18 protein-coding genes are annotated in these 18,820 nt (G+C 70.4%); 10 read left to right on the forward strand and 8 right to left on the reverse strand.

Annotation, left to right across the window (positions count from 1 at the left end):
- Positions 1–12: 12 nt before the first annotated feature.
- A complete protein-coding gene (locus tag ACFPQ9_RS02470) occupies positions 13–663 on the reverse strand; it encodes a GntR family transcriptional regulator (protein WP_030966991.1) in 651 nt (216 codons plus the stop codon).
- A gap of 173 nt (positions 664–836) precedes the next feature.
- Between ACFPQ9_RS02470 and ACFPQ9_RS02475 the strand changes: the two genes are divergently transcribed.
- On the forward strand, positions 837–1,181 hold the full coding sequence (locus tag ACFPQ9_RS02475) for a cupin domain-containing protein (protein ID WP_380845720.1): 345 nt from the start codon (positions 837–839) through the stop codon (positions 1,179–1,181).
- On the opposite strand, the gene ACFPQ9_RS02480 is transcribed toward ACFPQ9_RS02475, so the two are convergent.
- A complete protein-coding gene (locus ACFPQ9_RS02480) occupies positions 1,171–2,175 on the reverse strand; it encodes a LacI family DNA-binding transcriptional regulator (RefSeq protein ID WP_380845723.1) in 1,005 nt (334 codons plus the stop codon). The genes ACFPQ9_RS02475 and ACFPQ9_RS02480 overlap by 11 nt on opposite strands.
- A 122-nt stretch (positions 2,176–2,297) precedes the next feature.
- Between ACFPQ9_RS02480 and ACFPQ9_RS02485 the strand changes: the two genes are divergently transcribed.
- A complete protein-coding gene (locus tag ACFPQ9_RS02485) occupies positions 2,298–3,452 on the forward strand; it encodes a Gfo/Idh/MocA family protein (protein WP_380845726.1) in 1,155 nt (384 codons plus the stop codon).
- Between the two features lie 94 nt (positions 3,453–3,546).
- On the opposite strand, the gene ACFPQ9_RS02490 is transcribed toward ACFPQ9_RS02485, so the two are convergent.
- Positions 3,547–4,566: a LacI family DNA-binding transcriptional regulator gene (locus ACFPQ9_RS02490; RefSeq protein ID WP_380845729.1), complete on the reverse strand. Its 1,020-nt coding sequence runs from the start codon at positions 4,564–4,566 to the stop codon at positions 3,547–3,549.
- Positions 4,567–4,692: 126 nt separating this feature from the next.
- Between ACFPQ9_RS02490 and ACFPQ9_RS02495 the strand changes: the two genes are divergently transcribed.
- From ACFPQ9_RS02495 to ACFPQ9_RS02510, 4 genes are all read left to right on the forward strand, one after another.
- A complete protein-coding gene (locus ACFPQ9_RS02495; protein ID WP_380845732.1) occupies positions 4,693–5,859 on the forward strand; it encodes a phytanoyl-CoA dioxygenase family protein in 1,167 nt (388 codons plus the stop codon).
- A gap of 16 nt (positions 5,860–5,875) precedes the next feature.
- Positions 5,876–6,652: an SDR family oxidoreductase gene (locus ACFPQ9_RS02500; RefSeq protein WP_380845735.1), complete on the forward strand. Its 777-nt coding sequence runs from the start codon at positions 5,876–5,878 to the stop codon at positions 6,650–6,652.
- Positions 6,653–6,771: 119 nt separating this feature from the next.
- Positions 6,772–7,776, forward strand: a complete 1,005-nt coding sequence (locus ACFPQ9_RS02505) for a Gfo/Idh/MocA family protein (RefSeq protein ID WP_380845738.1) — start codon at positions 6,772–6,774, stop codon at positions 7,774–7,776.
- Positions 7,773–8,795 (forward strand): Gfo/Idh/MocA family protein, encoded by a 1,023-nt coding sequence (locus ACFPQ9_RS02510; protein ID WP_380845741.1) that lies wholly within the window; start codon positions 7,773–7,775, stop codon positions 8,793–8,795. The genes ACFPQ9_RS02505 and ACFPQ9_RS02510 overlap by 4 nt, the downstream gene beginning before the upstream one ends.
- Positions 8,796–8,851: 56 nt before the next feature.
- Here ACFPQ9_RS02510 and ACFPQ9_RS02515 read toward each other — a convergent pair whose 3' ends face one another.
- From ACFPQ9_RS02515 to ACFPQ9_RS02535, 5 genes are read right to left on the reverse strand one after another with little or no spacing between them, the layout of a single operon-like run.
- Positions 8,852–9,871 carry a Gfo/Idh/MocA family protein gene (locus ACFPQ9_RS02515; RefSeq protein ID WP_380845744.1) on the reverse strand — a complete coding sequence of 340 codons (1,020 nt, stop codon included), beginning with the start codon at positions 9,869–9,871 and terminating at the stop codon, positions 8,852–8,854.
- Positions 9,872–9,889: 18 nt separating this feature from the next.
- Positions 9,890–10,792, reverse strand: coding sequence for a sugar phosphate isomerase/epimerase family protein (locus ACFPQ9_RS02520; protein WP_380845747.1), 903 nt, complete (start codon positions 10,790–10,792; stop codon positions 9,890–9,892).
- Between the two features lies 1 nt (position 10,793).
- The gene (locus ACFPQ9_RS02525) at positions 10,794–11,702 is read right to left on the reverse strand and encodes an ATP-binding cassette domain-containing protein (RefSeq protein ID WP_380845750.1); all 909 of its coding nucleotides are present in this window, start codon (positions 11,700–11,702) and stop codon (positions 10,794–10,796) included.
- A 5-nt stretch (positions 11,703–11,707) separates the two neighbouring features.
- Positions 11,708–12,787, reverse strand: coding sequence for an ABC transporter permease (locus ACFPQ9_RS02530; RefSeq protein ID WP_380845753.1), 1,080 nt, complete (start codon positions 12,785–12,787; stop codon positions 11,708–11,710).
- Positions 12,787–13,803: a sugar ABC transporter substrate-binding protein gene (locus ACFPQ9_RS02535; RefSeq protein WP_380845756.1), complete on the reverse strand. Its 1,017-nt coding sequence runs from the start codon at positions 13,801–13,803 to the stop codon at positions 12,787–12,789. The genes ACFPQ9_RS02530 and ACFPQ9_RS02535 overlap by 1 nt, the downstream gene beginning before the upstream one ends.
- A 298-nt stretch (positions 13,804–14,101) precedes the next feature.
- On the opposite strand from ACFPQ9_RS02535, the gene iolC reads away from it, so the two are divergent.
- The 4 genes from iolC to iolD are packed head-to-tail and all read left to right on the forward strand — an operon-like array spanning position 14,102 to position 18,805.
- The gene (gene iolC, locus ACFPQ9_RS02540) at positions 14,102–15,061 is read left to right on the forward strand and encodes a 5-dehydro-2-deoxygluconokinase (protein ID WP_380845759.1); all 960 of its coding nucleotides are present in this window, start codon (positions 14,102–14,104) and stop codon (positions 15,059–15,061) included.
- 34 nt (positions 15,062–15,095) lie between these two features.
- Positions 15,096–15,974 carry a Cgl0159 family (beta/alpha)8-fold protein gene (locus ACFPQ9_RS02545; RefSeq protein ID WP_380845762.1) on the forward strand — a complete coding sequence of 293 codons (879 nt, stop codon included), beginning with the start codon at positions 15,096–15,098 and terminating at the stop codon, positions 15,972–15,974.
- 57 nt (positions 15,975–16,031) lie between these two features.
- Positions 16,032–16,919: a 5-deoxy-glucuronate isomerase gene (gene iolB, locus ACFPQ9_RS02550; RefSeq protein WP_380848352.1), complete on the forward strand. Its 888-nt coding sequence runs from the start codon at positions 16,032–16,034 to the stop codon at positions 16,917–16,919.
- 8 nt (positions 16,920–16,927) lie between these two features.
- Entirely contained in the window at positions 16,928–18,805 is a 1,878-nt protein-coding gene (iolD, locus tag ACFPQ9_RS02555; protein ID WP_380845765.1) for a 3D-(3,5/4)-trihydroxycyclohexane-1,2-dione acylhydrolase (decyclizing), read from the forward strand.
- Positions 18,806–18,820 lie beyond the last annotated feature (15 nt).

Consider the following 18,820-nt stretch of genomic DNA (forward strand, 5'->3'; position numbering starts at 1 on the left):
GGTGCGTGTGCGTCAGTCGCGCAACGCCTCGATCACGCTCGTGAGATGGGCGCGGACGGCCGCCTCGGCCGCCTGTGGGTCCCGGGCGCGGATCGTCTCGATCATGGCCAGATGCTCGTTCAGGGAGTGCTGCGGGCGACCGGGCCGCAGCGCCAACTGGAAGCGATGGCGCACCAGTTGTGCGTTGAGCCGCTCCAGCAGCTCCACGGCCGTCCGCTGGCCGGAGAACTCACGGATCCTCGCGTGCAGTTCCTGGTTCAGCTCGGAGTACGTCATGGGCTCGCCGTCGTTGACGGCCTTCGTCATGGCCGTACCCAGATCCGCCAGCACGGTCAGCTGCTCGTCGCTGGCGGCGACCGCCGCCTTGGCCGCGCAGAGTCCTTCCAGCACCATGCGGCACTCGGTGATGGCGACCGCTTCCTCCACGGTCACCACCCGCACCCGTGAGCCACGGTTGCGGATCCGCTCGACCAGTCCCTGAGCCTCCAGGTCGATGAGTGCCGCGCGGATGCTGGCCCGTGTCACACCGAACTGCTCGGCGAGTTCGTTCTCCACCAGCCGCTGGGCCGGTGCCATCTCGCCGTGCAGGATCGCCTGCCGCAGCTGCGCGAGCGCATGCTGTTTGGCCTGCTCTCCGGTGCCCGGACGGGCTTCGTTCGGCATGTGCCCTCCCTGAGTGAGTGCCTGTCGAACGTAAATCTAGTCAAACAGAATTGTCAACAATTTTGTCCGCCGTATTGACACACAGGGCGGCGACGAACTGTCCGCCCGCCACCACCGACACCCCACACACTGTCCAGACCGCTCCCCCGCCCGCCCCGGCTAGGGTCGGCCGCATGACGCACAGCTTCGTACTGCACATCCCCGACGCCGACCTCGAACCCGAGCCCCTCGCTCCGGAACAGATCCTGGCCGGGACGCCCGAGGTGACCGGAAAGGTGGTGTGGGAGTCGCAGGACGGCCGTCAGGTGCGGGGCATCTGGCAGATCACCCCCGGTGTGGTCACCGACACCGAGGCCGACGAACTGTTCGTCGTGATCAGCGGCTCGGCCACCATCGAGGTAGAGGGCGGGCCGACGCTGAAGGTCGGGCCCGGCGACATGGCCGTGCTGCGCGAGGGCGACCGCACGACGTGGACGGTGCACGAGACGCTGCGGAAGGCTTACTCGATCAATCTGTGAGCGGGGGCGCCGTCGAGCCCCGGATCTCCAACGTCGGTGCCGCCAGGTGGAGTTCGCCCGCTCCCGCAGCGCCCTCGAACCGGTCGAGCAGGCAGCGGGCGGCGCGGCGGCCCACCTCGTGGCTGGCGTTGTCGACCGTGGTGAGCCAGACGTGGCGCAGGCGGGCGATGCTCGTGTTGTCGTAGCCGACGACGGAGAGGTCGCGCGGCACCCGCAGTCCCGACTCCTCGGCCGCCGACAGCGCGCCGATCGCGGCGATGTCGTTCACGGCGAAGACGGCCGTCGGCCGGTCCGCGCGGCTCAGCAGCCGGACCGTCGTGCGGTAGCCGCCCTCCTCGGTCATGTCGCTCGACTCGACGACGGCCTCGGCCGCGAGGCCGTGCGCCCGCATCGTCGCCTCGAAGCTGCGCCGCCGCAGCTCGCCGACCGCGCCGAATCCCGCGATGTGCGCGATGCGCCGGTGCCCCAGTCCGATCAGGTGCTCGGTGACCAGGCGGGCGCCCCGCTCGTCGTCGTTGGCGACGACGTGCACGCCGGGCAGCGCCGGCTCGCGGGCGCCCGCGACCACCACCGGGAGCCGTTCGGCGACCGCACCGAGCGCGGCCGGGTCGGGCAGCGTGCCGACCACGACCAGGCCGTCGACCCGCAGGTCCAGAAAGGGTCCTGCGGGGTCCTGGCCGGTGCGGCGGTTGAGACGGGCGTCGGCCAGCAGCATGTGCAGGCCGTTGTCGTGCAGGAGGGAGTTGAGGCCCTCCAGCATGTCCACGTACCAAGGGTTGCGCAGATCGTTGAGGAGGACGCCGACCGTGCGGGTGCGCTGCTCGCTGAGGCTGCGCGCGGCGGCGTTCGGACGGTAGCCGAGTTCGGTCACGGCCCGCAGGACGGCTTCCCGCTTCTCCGGGCGCACCTGCTCCGAGCCGCGCAGCACGAGCGAGACCAGCGACTTGGAGACGCCCGCCCGGTCGGCGACGTCACGGATGGTCGGCGGTCTCATGAGGATGGACCGTTCCACAGGCACCCGCCCTTGTCAAAGGGAGCCGGAGGGGTTGACACCGGTCACAAGCGGAACCGAAGGTGGTCCGGACAGGAAATGGACCGGTCCAAAGAGGGGCTGCAATGGTGGACACGCTCGGCGTCGCCGTCGTCGGATTCGGCTGGATGGGACGGGTGCACACCCAGGCGTACGCCCGCGTCCCGCACCACTACCCGCAACTGCCCCTGCGCCCGCGCCTCCTGACCGTCGCCGAGGAGGTGCCCGGCCGGGCCGAGGAGGCCGCCGCGCAGTTCGGGTTCGCCGCCACCACCCGCGACTGGCGTGACGTCGCCGCCGACCCGCGCATTCAGGCCGTCAGCATCACCGCCCCGAACTTCCTGCACCGGGAGATCGGCGTGGCGATGGCCGAGGCCGGCAAGCACATCTGGATCGAGAAGCCGGTCGGTCTGACCGCGCAGGACGCCCGCGCGGTGGCCGACGCGGCGGCCGAGGCAGGCGTGCAGAGCGCGGTCGGCTTCAACTACCGCAACGCGCCCGCCGTGGAGAGCGCCCGCGACCTGATCGCCTCCGGCGAGATCGGCACCGTCACCCACATCCGCGTCCGCCTCTTCAGCGACTACGCGGCCCACCCTCAGGGCGCTCTGACCTGGCGCTACGAGCGTGAGCGCGGCGGCAGCGGCGTCCTCGGCGACCTCGCCTCGCACGGCGCCGACCTCGCGCGCTTCCTGCTCGGCGACATCGCCTCGCTGACCGCCGACACCGCGATCTTCGTGCCCGAGCGTGCCCGCCCGACCGGCGCCACCGCCGGGCACAGCCTCGCCACCGGTGAACTCGGCCCGGTCGAGAACGAGGACTACGTCAGCTGCCTGCTGCGCTTCGCCTCCGGCGCCCGCGGAGTCCTGGAGGCCTGCCGGGTGTCGGTGGGCGAGCAGAACAACTACGGCTTCGAGGTGCACGGCACCAAGGGCGCGGTGTTCTGGGACTTCCGCCGCATGGGCGAACTCGGCATCAGCCGCGGCACCAGTTACCAGGACCAGCCGGTCAGCACGCTCTACGTCGGCCCGGCACAGGGCGAGTACGGCGTGTTCCAGCCGGGAGCCGCGACGAGCATGGGCTACGACGACCTGAAGGTGATCGAGGCCCACCGCTTCCTGCGCTCGATCGCCGAGGGCACCCCGCGCGGCGCGACCCTCGCGGACGCCGTGCACAGCGCGACCGTGCTGGACGCCATGTCCCGGTCGGCCGAGAGCGGTGCGTGGGTGGAGGTGGCGGGATGACGTTCCGGGTGGGTGTGTGTGGTCGGCGCAGCCGCGACACACGTGGGGGTGGTCGGCGCAGCCGCGACACGCACCGGAACAACCGCGACACGGCCTAGAAAGGCATGTTGTACGGCGTGACCACCTGAATCGGCGACGGCATGGTCACCCCCGCCGGCGGCAACGCCCCATGCGCCCGCATCACGGCGTGACACGCCTCCCGCATGTCCTGCCGCAGATCGTGATGCAGCACGGCGGACAGCCGATGCTCGCGCAGCAGCCGTGTGTTGTCGTGGTCGAGGTCGTGCGCGATGAACACGGCGCAGTCGCGGCCCGCGTCCTCGAAGGCCCGCAGCGTGGCGATGTTGCCGCCGCCGATCGAGTAGACGGCGCGGATGTCGGGGTCGCGTTCCAGCGCGGCCCGGACGAGGTCGTACTGCGTGGCATCCAGCCCCTGTCCCTCGGCGATCTCCACGAGGGTGCGCTCGGGGTGCAGGGTGCGCATGGCGCTGCGAAATCCCATCTCGCGCTCCTCCTCGTTGCGGAAGAAGCCGCTGCTGAGGCTGGTCAGCACATTGCCGGGGCGGTCGCCGAGCCACTGGCCCATGAGGTAGGCGGCGGTGGCGCCGGCGGCCCTGTTGTCGATGCCGACGTAGGCGAGCCGGGCAGTGGCGGGCAGGTCGGTCACCAGCGTCACCACCGGGATGCCGGCTTCGGCGAGCCGGGCGACGGCCGCGGTGACCTCGGGGACGTCGGGGGCCTTGAGGATCACGCCCTGTGACCCGCGTCGCGCGATGCGGTCCAGGGTCCGGGTCAGCTCCTGCACCGGACCGGTCTCACGGAAGTGGAAGCGTGAGCGTACGACCGCCGGGTGCAGGGACGGAAGCTCGGACTCCAGGGCGGCGCGCACGGCGGTGGTGAAACGCTCGGGCGCCTGCACCACCATGTCGATCATGAAGGTACGGCCCATCAGCCGCACCTGGGTGCGCTGCCGGTCCAGGTCGGCTATCGCCTGCTGGACCTCCCGCGCGGTGCTCTCCCGCACCCCTCCCCGGCCGTTGAGGACCCGGTCGACCGTGGCCTCGCTCAGGCCCGCCTGACGTGCGATCTCCCGGATCGGGAAGGGGTGACCCATACGACGGCTCCCTGAGGGGTTTTTGATGGTCGCCTGCTGGTTGTTCGACGGGATTGTCATGACAAGAATGGCACCGCTGAGTCGCCCCTGTCACCGATGAGTCACCCCGTCACCGAGAGGACACCGATGTCCTTCACCTCCGTACACCGCCGGGCCTGGCTGTCCGAGCACGACTGCGACCTCGCAGACTTCCGTGAGCTGGTCGAGCGGACGACCGACCTCGCCGACTACCCGTACGCCTCCGCCGTGGAGCGCGAGGTCCTGGTCTACGACAGCGACCGGCTGCGCGGCGCCGAGGACGGCCGTGCGGTGCGGGCCGAGCTGGCCCGCGCCCTGACCGACGGGCCGGGCATCGTGGTCTTCCACGGCGCCTTCACGGACCACGGTGTCGTCGACCGGCTCAGTGCCGTGTTCGACGCCCTGATCGCCGAGCAGCGCGCCTCGGGCGCCACGGCCGGCGACCACTTCGCCAAGCCGGGTGCCAACGACCGGGTCTGGAACGCGCTGGAGAAGGCGGCCCTCTACGACCCCGAGGCGTTCGCCGACTACTACGCCAACGACATCCTGGCGCTGGTCTCGACCGCCTGGCTCGGGCCCGGCTATCAGGTGACCTCGCAGGTCAACGTGGTCAACCCGGGCGGCGCGGCGCAGAGCGTGCACCGCGACTACCATCTGGGCTTCCTCTCCAACGAGGTCGCGGCCGCCTACCCGGCCCACGTCCACCGCCTCTCCCCCGTGCTCACCCTCCAGGGCGCCGTCGCGCACTGCGACATGCCGGTGGAGTCCGGGCCGACGATGTATCTGCCGCACTCGCAGACGTACGAACCGGGCTACCTGGCGTGGCGACTGCCCGAGTTCCAGGAGTACTTCGAGGCGCACCACGTCCAGCTCCCGCTCGCCAAGGGCGACGCGGTCTACTTCAACCCGGCGCTCTTCCACGCGGCCGGCACCAACCACTCGTCGGACATCCGGCGCATGGCGAACCTGCTCCAGGTGTCCTCCGCGTTCGGGCGGGCGATGGAGACGGTCGACCGGGAGGCCGTGGCGAACGCCGTGTTCCCCGTGCTGCTCCGGCGTGCGAGCGAGGGCGCGGACGCGGCGTGGACGGCGAACGTGATCGCCGCGAGCGCCGAGGGCTACCCCTTCCCCACCAACCTCGACAGCGACCCGCCGGTCGACGGTCTCGCGCCGCCCTCGCAGGCGGACGTCGTACGGAGTGCGCTGGCCGGGACATGGACGCCCGAGGCGCTGCGCGACGCACTGCGGGCCGGCGCCGAGCGCCGCCAGAGCTGAAAGGACCCCGAACCACATGGGACTTCTCGACGACAAGGTCGTCCTCGTCAACGGCGGCAGCCAGGGCGTCGGTGCCGCCATCGCGCGGGCGGCCGTCCGCGAAGGGGCCGTCGTGGCCGTCACCGGGCGGCGCCCGGAACCCGGTGAGGCCCTGGTGGCCGAGCTGGCCGCCGACGGCGGCAAGGCCATGTTCGTGCGGGCCGACCTGTCGGACGCCGAGCAGGCCAAGGCGTCCGTAGCCGAGGTCGTCGACGCCTACGGCCGTATCGACTGCCTGGTCAACTCGGCGGGGTTGACGTCCCGGGGCACGCTCCTGGACACCACGCCAGAGCTGTTCGACCAGCACATCGCGATCAACCTGAAGGCACCGTTCTTCGCCATGCAGGCCGCCGTCTCGGACATGGTCGGCCGTAAGGCGCCCGGCACGATCGTCAACATCATCACGTCCTCGGCGCACGGCGGTCAGGCGTTCCTCGCGCCGTACGTCTCCGCCAAGGCGGGCCTGATCGGGCTGACCCGCAACGCCGCGCACGCACACCGCTGGGACCGGGTCCGGATCAACGGCCTGAACATCGGCTGGACGGCGACGGAGGGGGAGGACGCGACACAGAGGGCGTTCCACGGGGCCGGCGATGACTGGCGGGAGGAGGCTGCCGCCCGCCTTCCGATGGGCAAGTTGGGCCAACCTGACGAGATCGCCGAATTCGTGGTGTTCCTGCTGTCGGATCGTTCGGGCGTGGTCACCGGGTCGGTGATCGACTGGGACCAGAACGTACTTGGCGGACTCGACTGAGAAACTGCCGCGATGTGTCGTCAGTCGTCTGCCGCGTCGTCGTGGCTTGTCGCGCAGTTCCCCGCGCCCCTTTGGGGCGCTGTAGTGCCCCCCGCATCAATTTCAAGGAGCAACACCCCATGCGTATCGGAATCCTCGGCCTCGGCCGTATCGGCGCCTTCCACGCCGAGACACTCTCCGCACTCGACGCGGTCGACTCGCTCGTCGTCACCGACCCGTTCGCGGACGCCGCCAAGGCCGCCGCCGAGCGGTTCGGCGCCGAGGTCGTGGACTCGCCGGAGGCCCTGCTGTCGGCCGGCGTGGACGGCATCGTCGTCGCCGCCGCGACCGACGCGCACCCCGCGCTGATCCTGGCGGGCGTCGAGGCCGGCATCCCCGTCTTCTGCGAGAAGCCCGTGGCGAAGACCATGGCCGAGGGCGTCCAGGTACTGAAGGCCGTCCAGGGCAGCGACGTGCCGATCCAGATCGGCTACAACCGGCGCTTCGACACCGGCTTCGTCAACGCCCGTGCCGCCGTGCAGAGCGGCGAGCTGGGCAAGCTGCACACGGTCCGCTCGACCACGCTCGACCCGGCACCGCCGCCCGCCGCGTACATCGCCGCCTCCGGTGGCATCTTCCGGGACTGTTCGGTGCACGACTTCGACATCATCCGGTGGGTGACCGGCCGTGAGGTGACCGAGGTGTACGCCGTCGGCGGCAACAAGGGCGCCGACTACATCAAGGAGGCGGGCGACGCCGACACCACCGGCGCGATCCTCACCCTCGACGACGGCACGATCGCGGTGGTCTCCAACTCCCGCCACAACGCTCGGGGTTACGACGTCCGCATGGAGATCCACGGCTTCACCGACTCCATCGCCGTCGGCCTGGAGGACAAGCTGCCGCTGCGCTCGGTCGAGCCCGGCGTGACCTTCCCGGCGGGCACCCCGCACGACTTCTTCATGGACCGCTTCACCGCCGCCTACCGCGCCGAACTGACCGCGTTCACCGAGGTCGTGGCCGGCACCCGGCCCTCCCCGTGCACCATCGAGGACGCCCTGGAGGCGGGCTGGATCGCCGACGCGTGCACCCTGTCGCTGCACGAGCACCGTCCGGTCACGATCGAGGAGGTACGGCAGGGATGAACGACTCGGGCCGGGAACCGCTGCGCATCGGCGTGCTGGGCGCGGCACGCATCACCGAGCTCTCTCTCGTGGGTCCGGCCCGGACGACCGGCCACCGCCTCGTGGCGGTGGCCGCGCGCGACCGGACGCGTGCCGCGGCGTTCGCCGACGAGCACGATGTGGAGCGGGTGGTGGACTCCTACGCCGACCTGCTCGCCGACCCCGAGGTCGAGCTCGTCTACAACCCGCTCGCCAACGGTCTGCACGGGCCGTGGAACCTCGCCGCGTTGGCGGCCGGAAAGCACGTGCTGTCGGAGAAGCCGTCGGCGAGCAACGCGCAGGAGGCGGCCGAGGTACGGGACGCGGCGGCCAAGTCCGGGAGCGTCTTCATGGAGGCGTTCCACTACCTCTTCCACCCGGTCACCCGGCGCCTGCACGAGATCCTCGACAGCGGTGAACTGGGCGACCTGCGCCGGGTGGAGACGCTGGTCGCCATTCCCGCGCCCGGCGACTCAGACCCGCGCTGGTCGCTGTCGCTGGCCGGCGGCGCCGTGATGGACCTCGGCTGCTACGGCCTGCACGCGGTGCGGATGCTCGCGCCCTGGGCCGGCGGTGCGCCGCGGCTCGTGTCAGCGCGGGGCGGGGAGCGGACGGGGGCACCGGGTGTCGACGAGTGGCTGGACGCCGACCTGGAGTTCCCCGGCGGGGCGACCGCGTCGGCCCGCTGCCACATGGCGTACGACGACCTGGCGATGAGCTGCCGGATCGTCGGATCCCGGGGCGAGGCCCTGGCGCCGAACTTCGTGCTGCCGCACCTGGACGACCGTCTCGTGGTGCGCACCCTGGACGGTGAGCGGACGGAACGCCTCGGCACCCGCTCGTCGTACACCTACCAACTGGAGGCGCTCGCCGCCCACATCCGCCGGGACAGCCCGCTTCCGCTGGACGCGGACGACGCGCTGGCGACGATGTCGCTGATCGACGAGTCGTACCGGGCGGCGGGTTTCGAGCCGCGACCGCGTACGGCGCTCGCGGGCTGAGCCGAACGCGCCGGAGGGCCGGGGGAAGTTTCCCCCGGCCCTCCGGCGCGTCGTCGTCAGGCGTACAGCGCGGGTCGTTCGGTCAGGGCCACCGGGACCCGGCCGCCCTCCTGGAGTGCCTGTACGGCCGCCTCGCAGACGGCGGCCACCGCGTAGCCGTCCCAGGTGCTCGGACCGGTGACCTCGCCGCGCCGGGTCGCGTCCACCCACGTCTGGACCTCGCGGTCGTAGGCGTCGGCGAAGCGCTCGATGTAGTCCTGGGCGATGGTGCCGCCCCAGCGGCCGGCCGCGTGGGTGACCATGGCGTGGCCGTCGCCGACGCGGGCGGTGCCGCGTTCGCAGACGACCTCGGCCTGGACCTGGTAGCCGAAGCCGCAGTTGACGTAGATCTCGACGTCGACGATGGCGCCGCCGTCCGTCTCGAAGAGCAGGAACTGCGGGTCGCGGATGCCGTCCGGGGCGTTCCCGGACGGTGTCGGGGCGAGCACGGTGACGGCCGTGATCTCATGGCCGAGCAGCCAGCGCGTCACGTCCATCTCGTGCGTGACGGAGTCGTTGATCAGCATCTCGGAGGTCCAGCCGGGCGGGCTGGCCACGTTGCGATGCCGGTTGTGCAGCATCAGCGGGCGGCCCAACTGCCCTGTCTCCAGCAGGGACTTGAGTTTCATGTACTCGGCGTCGTAGCGCCGCATGAAGCCCACCTGGACCCGGCGCCGGCCGAGCTTCTGCTCGGCCTCAAGCACCCGCAGCGCGGACGCCGCGTCCGGGGTGAGCGGTTTCTCGCACAGCACCGGCAGATCGTGCTCGAATGCCGCGAGGAGGGCCGCCTCGTGGGCGGGGCCCGGCGAGGCGACGATCACCGCGTCGACGTCGGTCGACGCCATCGCGGCGGCCGGGTCGGTGTGGACGGTGCAGCCGTCGACACGGGCCGCGACCGACTTGGCGCGTTCCGCGTCGACGTCCACCAGGGCGGTCACCCGTGCCCCGCTGATGACCTCCTGGATGCGGCGCACATGGTCCGCGCCCATCTTTCCGGTACCGATGACTGCGACTCCGAGAATGGCGCGCTCAGTCATGGCTGTCCTTTCGGGTCGTCAGGCGCCGCAGGACCTCAGGAACTTGCGGGTACGGACCGCGATGGGCATGGGCTTGTCCGGCTCGCAGGGGTACATGTCCTGCTCGACGATGGCGAACAGGTCCACGTTGAGCTTCTGCGCGGCCTCCAGGACCGGGCCGAGCGCCGGTACGCCGGCCGGGGGTTCGCACATCACGCCGCGCTGGACGGCGGGTCCGAACGGGATCTCGTTCTTCACCACGTCCGCGAGGATCTCCGGGTCCACCTGCTTGAGGTGCAGATAGCCGATGCGCTCGCCGTAGGTCTCGATCAGCTTGACGCTGTCGCCGCCGCAGTAGGCGTAGTGACCGGTGTCCAGGCAGAGGTTGACGAGGTCGGAGTCGGTCGAGTCGAGGAAGCGCTCGACATGGGCCTCGGTGTCGATGTGCGTGTCGGCGTGCGGGTGCACGACGATGTCGAGGCCGAACGTCTCCTTGACCTCGTGCCCGAGCCGCTCCATGCCCTTGGTGAGGTGGGCCCACTGCTCGGCGGTGAGCTCCGGCGGCTCCAGGATCTCGGCGGTCTTGTCGTCCCGCCAGAAGGACGGGATGACCACGAGGTGCTCGGCGCCCATGGCCTGGGTGAGCGCGGCGACCTCGCTGACGTGCTGCCAGGTCGACTCCCAGACGGCGGGGCCGCGGTGCAGACCGGTGAAGATCGTGCCGGCCGACACCTTGAGGTTGCGCTTGTTGATCTCGTCGGTCAGACGTGCCGGGTCGGTCGGCAGATAGCCGTAAGGGCCCAGTTCGATCCAGTCGTAGCCGGCCTCGGCGACCTCGTCGAGGAAGCGTTCCCAGGGCACCTGGACGGGGTCGTCGGGGAACCAGACGCCCCAGGAGTCGGGGGCAGAGCCGACCCGGATGCGGTCCAGCGCAGGGGCCATGTCAGGACTTCCCTTCCGAGGAGGCCACGGGTGCGGTGAGGTCGGACTCTTCGGGGAGCTCTTCGACGTCGACGCCGCGCACCTGGGACAACTCGTGCTTGAGTGCGGCGAGTTCGGTGCCGCCGGCCATGTGGTTGGTGAGCTCTTCCAGGCTCACCTCGTCACGGGAGGCGTTCAGCTCCATGGTGCCCAGGCGCAGGACGCTGAAGTGGTCGCCGACCATGTAGGCGTGGTGCGGGTTGTGGGTGATGAAGATGACGCCGAGGCCGCGGTCGCGGGCGGCGGCGATGTACTTCAGGACCACGCCGGACTGCTTGACGCCGAGGGCGGCGGTGGGCTCGTCCAGGATGAGGACGCGGGCGCCGAAGTAGACGGCGCGGGCGATGGCGACGCACTGGCGCTGGCCGCCGGAGAGCGTGCCGATGGGCTGCTCCAGGTCGTCCAGGACGATGCCCATGTTGCGCAGCTCTTCGTCGGCGGTCCTCTTCATCTTCTCGATGTCGAGACGGCGCACGGGCCAGGGGCCCTTCGTCATCTCGGAGCCGAGGAAGAAGTTCCGCCACACCGGCATCAGCGGGACGACCGCGAGGTCCTGGTAGACCGTGGCGATGCCCTTGTCGAGCGCCTCGCGGGGGGTGGAGAAGCGGACGGGTGCGTTGTCGACGAGGAAGTCGCCCTCGGTGTGCTGGTGCAGACCCGAGATGATCTTGATGAGGGTCGACTTGCCGGCGCCGTTGTCGCCGAGGACACAGGTGACCTGGCTGGGGAACACCTTCAGGTCGACGCCGTGCAGGGCGCGGATGTTGCCGTAGGACTTGCCCGCGCCGCGCAGTTCGACGATCGGGGCGTCCTTGTCGGGGGCCTCGTCCTGGAGGACGGCGCCGTGGGTGCCGGTTTCTTTGCTGGTCATTCGGGTCACCTCCGGGTCGCCGTGCGCTGGACCCACAGATTGATGAGAACGGCGCCGAGGAGCATCACGCCGAGGAAGGCCTTGAACCAGTCCGGGTTCCAGCCGGCGTAGACGATGCCCTGCTGGACCATGCCGAACATGAAGGCGCCGAAGACGGGGCCGATCGCGGAGCCGGCGCCGCCGGTCAGCAGACAGCCGCCGATCACGGCCGCGGCGATGTAGATGAGCTCCTGGCCCACACCCTCGCCGGACTGCACGGTGTTGAACGAGAACAGCTGGTGCATGCCGACGAACCAGGCGCCGAACCCGACCAGCATGAACAGGGAGATCTTCGTGAACGTCACCGGAACACCGACGGCGCGGGCGCTGCCCTGGTTGCCGCCGACCGCGAAGATCCAGTTGCCGTACTTGGTACGCAACAGCACCCACGTGGCCAGCGCCGCGAAGACCAGCCACCACACCACGGTGATTTTCACATTGACGCCGCCGACGTCGAAGGACGAGGCGAAGAGGGCCTTGGCCTGGTCGAAGCCGTCCATGTCGCTGATGTCGTCGGTGGCGACGTTGCCCGTGACCAGCTTGGTGACCGCCAGGTTCACGCCCTGCAGGATCAGGAACGTGCCGAGGGTGACCAGGAAGCTCGGCAGGCCGGTCTTGACGAGCAGCCAGCCGTTGAAGAGACCGACCGCGAGGGACACGATCAGGGCGACGATCACGCCGACCCAGACGTTCATCGTCAGCTGGTAGCTGACCATGCTCGCGGTCAGGGCCGAGGTGATCACGGCGACACCGGCGGAGAGGTCGAACTCGCCGCCGATCATCAGCAGCGCAACCGGGAGCGCCATGATCCCGATCGTCGACGACTGGTACAGGATGTTCGCCATCGAGCTGCCGTCACGCACGGCCGGGGCCGTGATGAGGAAGAAGATCAGTACCGCGACCGCACCGAGGAAGACACCCACCTCGGGACGGGCGAGGAGGCGCAGCGCCACTGGCCGCTGCCGGGTCCGCCCGTCGGATTCCTTGCCGGGGCCGGAGGCCGGCGGTGTGGTCACCGCCGGCTCAGCCTGTCGGGTCATGCTCATCACCGAGTGCCCTTCGCGGCGAACGCGTCGATCTTCTCGACGTTCGTCTTGTCGACGAAGGCCGGACCGGTCAGCACCGGGGCCTCGCCGCCGCCCATGTAGTTGCCGTTGTTCTTGTAGAGCCACAGGGAGTCGATCGCCAGGTAGCCCTGGAGGTAGGGCTGCTGGTCGACGGCGAACTCGATGTCGCCCTTGCTGATCGCTCCGGTCAGTTCCTTGTTGAGGTCGAAGGTCGCGACCTTCGCCTTGCTGCCCGCCTCGTCCACGGACTGCGCGGCCGTCAGCGCGAACGGGGCGCCGAGGGCGACGACGTAGTCGATGTCCTTGTCCGTCTTGAGCTTGGCGGTGATCGTGGACTTCACGGACGGCATGTCCGTGCCGTTGACGTTCAGGGTCTCGGTCGTGCCCTCGAAGGTCTTCTTCACGCCGTCACAGCGCTGGGTGAGGCCGATGTTGCCCTGTTCCTGGATGACACAGACGGCCTTCTTGGCGCCGGCCTCGTTCAGCCGCTTGCCGAGCGCCTCGCCGGCCACCGTCTCGTCCTGGCCGAAGAACTCCATCAGACCGAGCTTCTGCCACTCGCTGACACCGGAGTTGAGGCCGACGACCGGAATGTTCTGCGCCTTGGCCTTGCCGACGACGTCCTTGAGGGCGTCCGGCTTGGCGAGAGTGATCGCGATGCCGTCGACCTTCTGGTCGATCGCGTTCTGCACCAGGTTGGCCTGGTTGCCCGCGTTCGGGTCGGCGGAGTAGATCAGCTTGATGTTGTCCTTGGCGGCGGCCGCCTCGGCGCCCTTGCGGACGATGTCCCAGAACGTGTCGCCGGGCGACTGGTGGGTCACCAGGGCGACCGTCATCCGGGGGGTGTTCGCCTTGCCCGCGGAGGCGTTCGCCCCGCCCTCCTCGGACTCCTTTCCACCAGAGCTGCTGGAGCAGCCTGCGAGAGTCAACGCGGCCGCGGCGGCCATGGCCACCATGGGGACCAGCTTGCGGGAGCGGGGGTAAGAGCGGTCCATCTTTCCAGCACCTCACTGTGCGACGGGGTGTGCGACGGGGGAAAGGGATTGATCACTGGGATCCATGACCCGGACCTCGCGGTCCGCGTCCTGTGTGCCGTGGAACACGGCGGTTGCGCTGGGACGGGATCCAATCCCTAGATGCGCCCGCTGTCAATACTTTGTTAAGACATCATTTCACACTCAGGTCCGAATGTAAGTACAAACTATTGACAGCGTCGGCCTTCACGTCCTACACCTGGGAGGCGGCAGGCCCCTTGGGACCCGCAACCCCTGTCCAGCTCTAGGAGCGTCACGCATGGCCGAGTCAGCCAAGTCCTTCGACTTGATCACGATGGGAAGAATAGGAGTCGACCTCTACCCCTTGCAGTCCGGCCTCCCTCTGGCGCGGGTGGAGACGTTCGGCAAGTTCCTCGGAGGCTCCGCCGCGAACGTGGCGGTGGCCGCCGCACGGCTCGGCCGCAGCACCGCCGTGATCACCCGCACCGGCGACGATCCGTTCGGCGCCTACCTGCACGAGGCCCTCAAGGACTTCGGCGTCGACGACCGCTGGGTGACGCCCGTGGCGGCGTATCCGACGCCGGTGACGTTCTGCGAGATCTTCCCGCCGGACGACTTCCCGCTCTACTTCTACCGGCAGCCTAAGGCGCCTGACCTGGAGATACATTCCGACGAGCTCGACTACTGGGCGGTGCGCGCGGCCCGGGTCTTCTGGATCACCGGCACGGGTCTGAGCGAGGAACCGAGCCGCTCCGCCACCCTCGCCGCCCTCAAGGCGCGCGACAGGGCCGGCACCACGGTCTTCGACCTCGACTGGCGCCCCATGTTCTGGCGCGCCCCCGAGCAGGCCCGCCCGTACTACGCCGAGGCGCTGCGGCACGCCACGGTCGCCGTCGGCAACCTCGACGAGTGCGAGGTCGCCACCGGGGTCCGCGAGCCCCGCGCGTGCGCCGAGGCGCTGCTTGCGGCCGGTGTGGAGCTGGCGGTCGTCAAGCAGGGCCCCAAGGGCGTCCTCGCCGTGCACCGGGACGGCACGGAGGCCGAGGTCCCACCGGTGCCGGTCCAGGTCGCCAACGGACTCGGCGCGGGCGACGCCTTCGGCGGCTCGCTGGTGCACGGGCTGCTGTCCGGCTGGGAGCTGGAGAAGGTCATGCGGTACGCCAACGCCGCCGGCGCGCTCGTCGCCTCCCGCCTCGCCTGCTCCTCCGCGATGCCCACCGAGTCCGAGGTCGAGGGCCTCCTCGCACCGGCGTCGTGACGGCCGCCCCAGCCACCCCTGAACGGAGCTTTCCTTGAGCATCAGCATCCCCGACCTCAGCGCGGTCAGAGCCCGGCACCCGGAGGCGATCGCCGAGGCCGCCGCCCGCCGGGTGCGGCGCCCGCTGATCGGCGACAGCGGCCGCCTGATGATCGTGGCCGCCGACCACCCCGCCCGAGGCGCCCTCGGCGTCGGCGACCGGCGTCTGGCCATGGCCAACCGGGCCGATCTGCTGGAACGTCTCTGCATCGCGCTCTCCCGGCCCGGCGTCGACGGCGTCCTGGCCACCGCGGACATCCTGGAGGACCTGCTTCTCCTCGGTGTCCTGGAGGACAAGGTTGTCATGGGCTCCATGAACCGCGGTGGCCTGGCCGGCGCGTCCTTCGAGATGGACGACCGCTTCACCGGCCACCGCGCCGAGGACATCGCCCGGCTGCGCTTCGACGCGGGCAAGCTGCTGATCCGTATCGACTACGACGACCCGGGCTCGCTGACCACCCTGGAGTCCACGGCCCGCGCCATCGACGCCATGGCGGCGCTGCGGCTGCCGCTCTTCGTCGAGCCGTTCCTCTCCCGGCGCGTCGACGGCAAGGTACGCAACGACCTGTCCGCCGAGGCCGTCACCAAGTCGATCGCCATCGCCTCCGGCCTCGGCGGCACCTCGGCCTACACCTGGCTGAAACTGCCCGTCACCGACGACCCCGACGACATGGCCGAGGTCCTGGAGACGTCCACGCTGCCCGTGGTCCTGCTGGGCGGCGAGGTCGGGGAGGACCAGGAGGGGGCGTACGAGCGCTGGCGCAAGGCCCTGCGGCTGCCCACCGTCCAGGGCATGGTCGTCGGCCGCTCGCTGCTCTACCCGGCCGAGGGCACTGTGGAGACGGCGGTGGACACGGCCGTCGGCCTGTTGTGACCCGGACGGTTACACGGACTGTGACACGGAGGAACGACTGTGACGCTTGAGGACGCGATGACGTATCACCTTCCTGCGGGAAAGGCGCTCGGCGGCCCGTACGTCGTGGACGTCACGCCCGAGAAGGCCGGCTGGGGCTACTCCGCCCTGAAGGTGCTGGAGCTGCCGCCCGGCGGCTCGCACACCTTCGAGACCGGTGACAGCGAGTGGATCGTGCTGCCGCTGAACGGCGGCTGCACGGTCGAGGCGACCGACGACTTCGGCCATGACACCTTCCAACTGTCGGGCAGGGAGGCCGTGTTCAGCGGAGTCAGTGACTTCGCCTATGTGCCGCGGGACGCCCGTACGACCGTGACGTCCACCGGCGGCGGCCGGTTCGCGCTCACCGGCGCGCGCTGCTCGCGCCGACTGCCCGCCCGCTACGGACCGGCCTCCTCGGTGCCGGTGGAGCTGCGCGGCACCGGCAACTCCTCCCGCCAGGTGAACAACTTCGGCGCGGCCGGCGTCTTCGAGTGCGACAAGCTCATCGCGGTCGAGGTCATCACGCCGGGCGGCAACTGGTCCTCGTTCCCGCCGCACAAGCACGACGAGCACCGGCCCGGCGAGGAGTCGGTGCTGGAGGAGATCTACTACTTCGAGTTCGCCGACCACGAGGGCACCCCCGGCCTCGGTTACCAGCGTGTCTCGCCGTCCGGCCACGGCCGGGGCACCGACGTCCTGGCGGAAGTGCGCGGCGGCGACGTCGTACTGATCCCGGACGGTTGGCACGGGCCCTCGATGGCGGTGCCCGGTCACCACATGTACTACCTCAACGTCATGGCGGGTCCCGAGGCCGAGCGCGCCTGGCTGATCTGCGACCACCCCGATCACGCCTGGATCCGCGGCACCTGGCCGGACCAGCCCGTCGACCCCCGTCTGCCCCTCTACACCGCTCCGTCCGAGTGAGGTCCCCGATGAGCCCATCCACCGTCCGTCTCACCGTCGCCCAGGCGCTGGTGCGGTTCCTGTCCGCCCAGTACACCGAGCGCGACGGCGTACGGCACCGGCTGATCGCCGGCACCTGGGGCATTTTCGGCCATGGCAATGTGGCCGGCCTCGGGCAGGCCCTCCTCCAGGCGGGCGAGGACGTGATGCCGTACCACCAGGGCCGCAACGAGCAGTCCATGGTGCACGCGGCCGTCGGCCACGCCCGTCAGCTCGATCGCCTCTCCGCGCAGGCGGTGACGACGTCGATCGGCCCGGGCGCGACGAACCTGGTGACCGGTGCGGCGCTGGCGACCATCAACCGGCTGCCGGTTCTCCTCCTCCCCGGCGACTACTTCGCCTCGCACGCCCCGGACCCGCTGCTCCAGCAGCTGGAGCACCCCACCGAGGCGGACGTGTCGGTCAACGACACGCTCCGTCCCGTGTCCCGGTACTTCGACCGGATCACCCGCCCCGAGGCCCTGATCCCGTCCGCGCTGAACGCCATGCGCGTGCTCGCCGACCCGGCCGAGACCGGCGCGGTGACGCTGGCCCTCCCGCAGGACGTGCAGGCGGAGGCGTACGACTGGCCGCAGGAGTTCTTCGCCGACCGCGTCTGGTACGTACGGCGCCCCGCGCCCGACCCCGTCGAACTGGCGGCCGCCGTCGAGGCGATCCGCTCCGCGCGGCGCCCGCTGATCGTGGCGGGCGGCGGTGTCCACCACAGCGAGGCCGAGGCGGCGTTGAAGGCGTTCGTCGAGGCCACCGGCATCCCGGTCGCCTCCACCCAGGCCGGCAAGGGTTCACTGCGTTACGACCACCCCGCCGACCTGGGCGGCATCGGCCACACCGGCACCTCGGTCAGCGACGACATCGCCCGCGCGGCCGACCTGGTGATCGGCGTGGGCACGAGGTACACGGACTTCACCACGGCCTCCGGCACCCTCTTCCAGCGGCCGGACGTCCGCTTCGTCAACCTCAACATCACCGGCTTCGACGCGCACAAGCTGGCCGCGCGGACGCTGGTGTGCGACGCGCGGGCCGGGCTGGAGAAGCTGACAGAGGCGCTTTCCGGCCATCGGGTGGAGGCGGCTTACGAGGCCGAGTACCGCGCCGGCAAGGAGCGTTGGGACGCGGTGGTCGAGGCGGCCTACCGTGCCGACGACGAGACGGCCGTGCCGACGCAGACCCAGGTGCTCGGCGCGCTGGACGCCGTCGTCGGCGACCACGACGTGGTGATCAACGCGGCCGGTTCGCTCCCGGGCGACCTGCACAAGCTCTGGCGTTCGCGCTCCCCGCGCCAGTACCACCTGGAGTACGGCTACTCCTGCATGGGCTACGAGATCCCGGCCGGGATCGGCATCCAGCAGGCCGCACCGGACGTCGCCGTGTGGTCGCTGGTCGGCGACGGCACCTATCTGATGATGCCCACCGAGATCGTGACCGCCGTCCAGGAGGGGCTGCCGGTCAACATCGTCCTGATCCAGAACCACGGCTACGCCTCCATCGGCGGGCTGTCGAACGAGGTCGGCGGCGAGCGCTTCGGCACCGACTACCGCTACCGGACCGCCGACGGCACCTTCAGCGGCGCCCCGCTCCCGGTCGACCTCGCCGCCAACGCCGCCAGCCTCGGCATGGACGTGCTGCGCGCCAAGACGGTCGGCGAACTGCGCGAGGCGCTGGCCACCGCCCGCGCCTCCGACCGGCCCACCTGCGTGTACGTCGAGACGGACATCCTGAACCCGACCTCGCCGGGCCCCGAGGCGTGGTGGGACGTGCCCGTGGCCGAGGTCGCCGACCGCGAGGCCGCCGTCGAGGCCCGCGAACGCTACGACCAGCACGTCGCCGGACGCCGTCGCCACCTCTGAACTCCCCGCACACGA

Source organism: Streptomyces coerulescens (genome assembly GCF_042657965.1).
Classification (GTDB): Bacteria; Actinomycetota; Actinomycetes; order Streptomycetales; family Streptomycetaceae; genus Streptomyces; species Streptomyces coerulescens.

What these genes read in the sequence shown, in the direction of transcription:
- ACFPQ9_RS02470 (WP_030966991.1), bottom strand. Translation starts at nt 663, where the DNA reads ATGCCGAACGAAGCCCGTCCGGGCACCGGAGAGCAGGCCAAACAGCAT.
- ACFPQ9_RS02495 (WP_380845732.1), top strand. Translation starts at nt 4,693, where the DNA reads ATGTCCTTCACCTCCGTACACCGCCGGGCCTGGCTGTCCGAGCACGAC.
- ACFPQ9_RS02530 (WP_380845753.1), bottom strand. Translation starts at nt 12,787, where the DNA reads ATGAGCATGACCCGACAGGCTGAGCCGGCGGTGACCACACCGCCGGCC.
- ACFPQ9_RS02535 (WP_380845756.1), bottom strand. Translation starts at nt 13,803, where the DNA reads ATGGACCGCTCTTACCCCCGCTCCCGCAAGCTGGTCCCCATGGTGGCC.
- ACFPQ9_RS02480 (WP_380845723.1), bottom strand. Translation starts at nt 2,175, where the DNA reads ATGAGACCGCCGACCATCCGTGACGTCGCCGACCGGGCGGGCGTCTCC.
- ACFPQ9_RS02525 (WP_380845750.1), bottom strand. Translation starts at nt 11,702, where the DNA reads ATGACCAGCAAAGAAACCGGCACCCACGGCGCCGTCCTCCAGGACGAG.
- ACFPQ9_RS02515 (WP_380845744.1), bottom strand. Translation starts at nt 9,871, where the DNA reads ATGACTGAGCGCGCCATTCTCGGAGTCGCAGTCATCGGTACCGGAAAG.
- ACFPQ9_RS02520 (WP_380845747.1), bottom strand. Translation starts at nt 10,792, where the DNA reads ATGGCCCCTGCGCTGGACCGCATCCGGGTCGGCTCTGCCCCCGACTCC.
- ACFPQ9_RS02490 (WP_380845729.1), bottom strand. Translation starts at nt 4,566, where the DNA reads ATGGGTCACCCCTTCCCGATCCGGGAGATCGCACGTCAGGCGGGCCTG.
- iolB (WP_380848352.1), top strand. Translation starts at nt 16,032, where the DNA reads ATGACGTATCACCTTCCTGCGGGAAAGGCGCTCGGCGGCCCGTACGTC.
- ACFPQ9_RS02485 (WP_380845726.1), top strand. Translation starts at nt 2,298, where the DNA reads ATGGTGGACACGCTCGGCGTCGCCGTCGTCGGATTCGGCTGGATGGGA.
- ACFPQ9_RS02505 (WP_380845738.1), top strand. Translation starts at nt 6,772, where the DNA reads ATGCGTATCGGAATCCTCGGCCTCGGCCGTATCGGCGCCTTCCACGCC.
- iolD (WP_380845765.1), top strand. Translation starts at nt 16,928, where the DNA reads ATGAGCCCATCCACCGTCCGTCTCACCGTCGCCCAGGCGCTGGTGCGG.
- ACFPQ9_RS02475 (WP_380845720.1), top strand. Translation starts at nt 837, where the DNA reads ATGACGCACAGCTTCGTACTGCACATCCCCGACGCCGACCTCGAACCC.
- iolC (WP_380845759.1), top strand. Translation starts at nt 14,102, where the DNA reads ATGGCCGAGTCAGCCAAGTCCTTCGACTTGATCACGATGGGAAGAATA.
- ACFPQ9_RS02500 (WP_380845735.1), top strand. Translation starts at nt 5,876, where the DNA reads ATGGGACTTCTCGACGACAAGGTCGTCCTCGTCAACGGCGGCAGCCAG.
- ACFPQ9_RS02510 (WP_380845741.1), top strand. Translation starts at nt 7,773, where the DNA reads ATGAACGACTCGGGCCGGGAACCGCTGCGCATCGGCGTGCTGGGCGCG.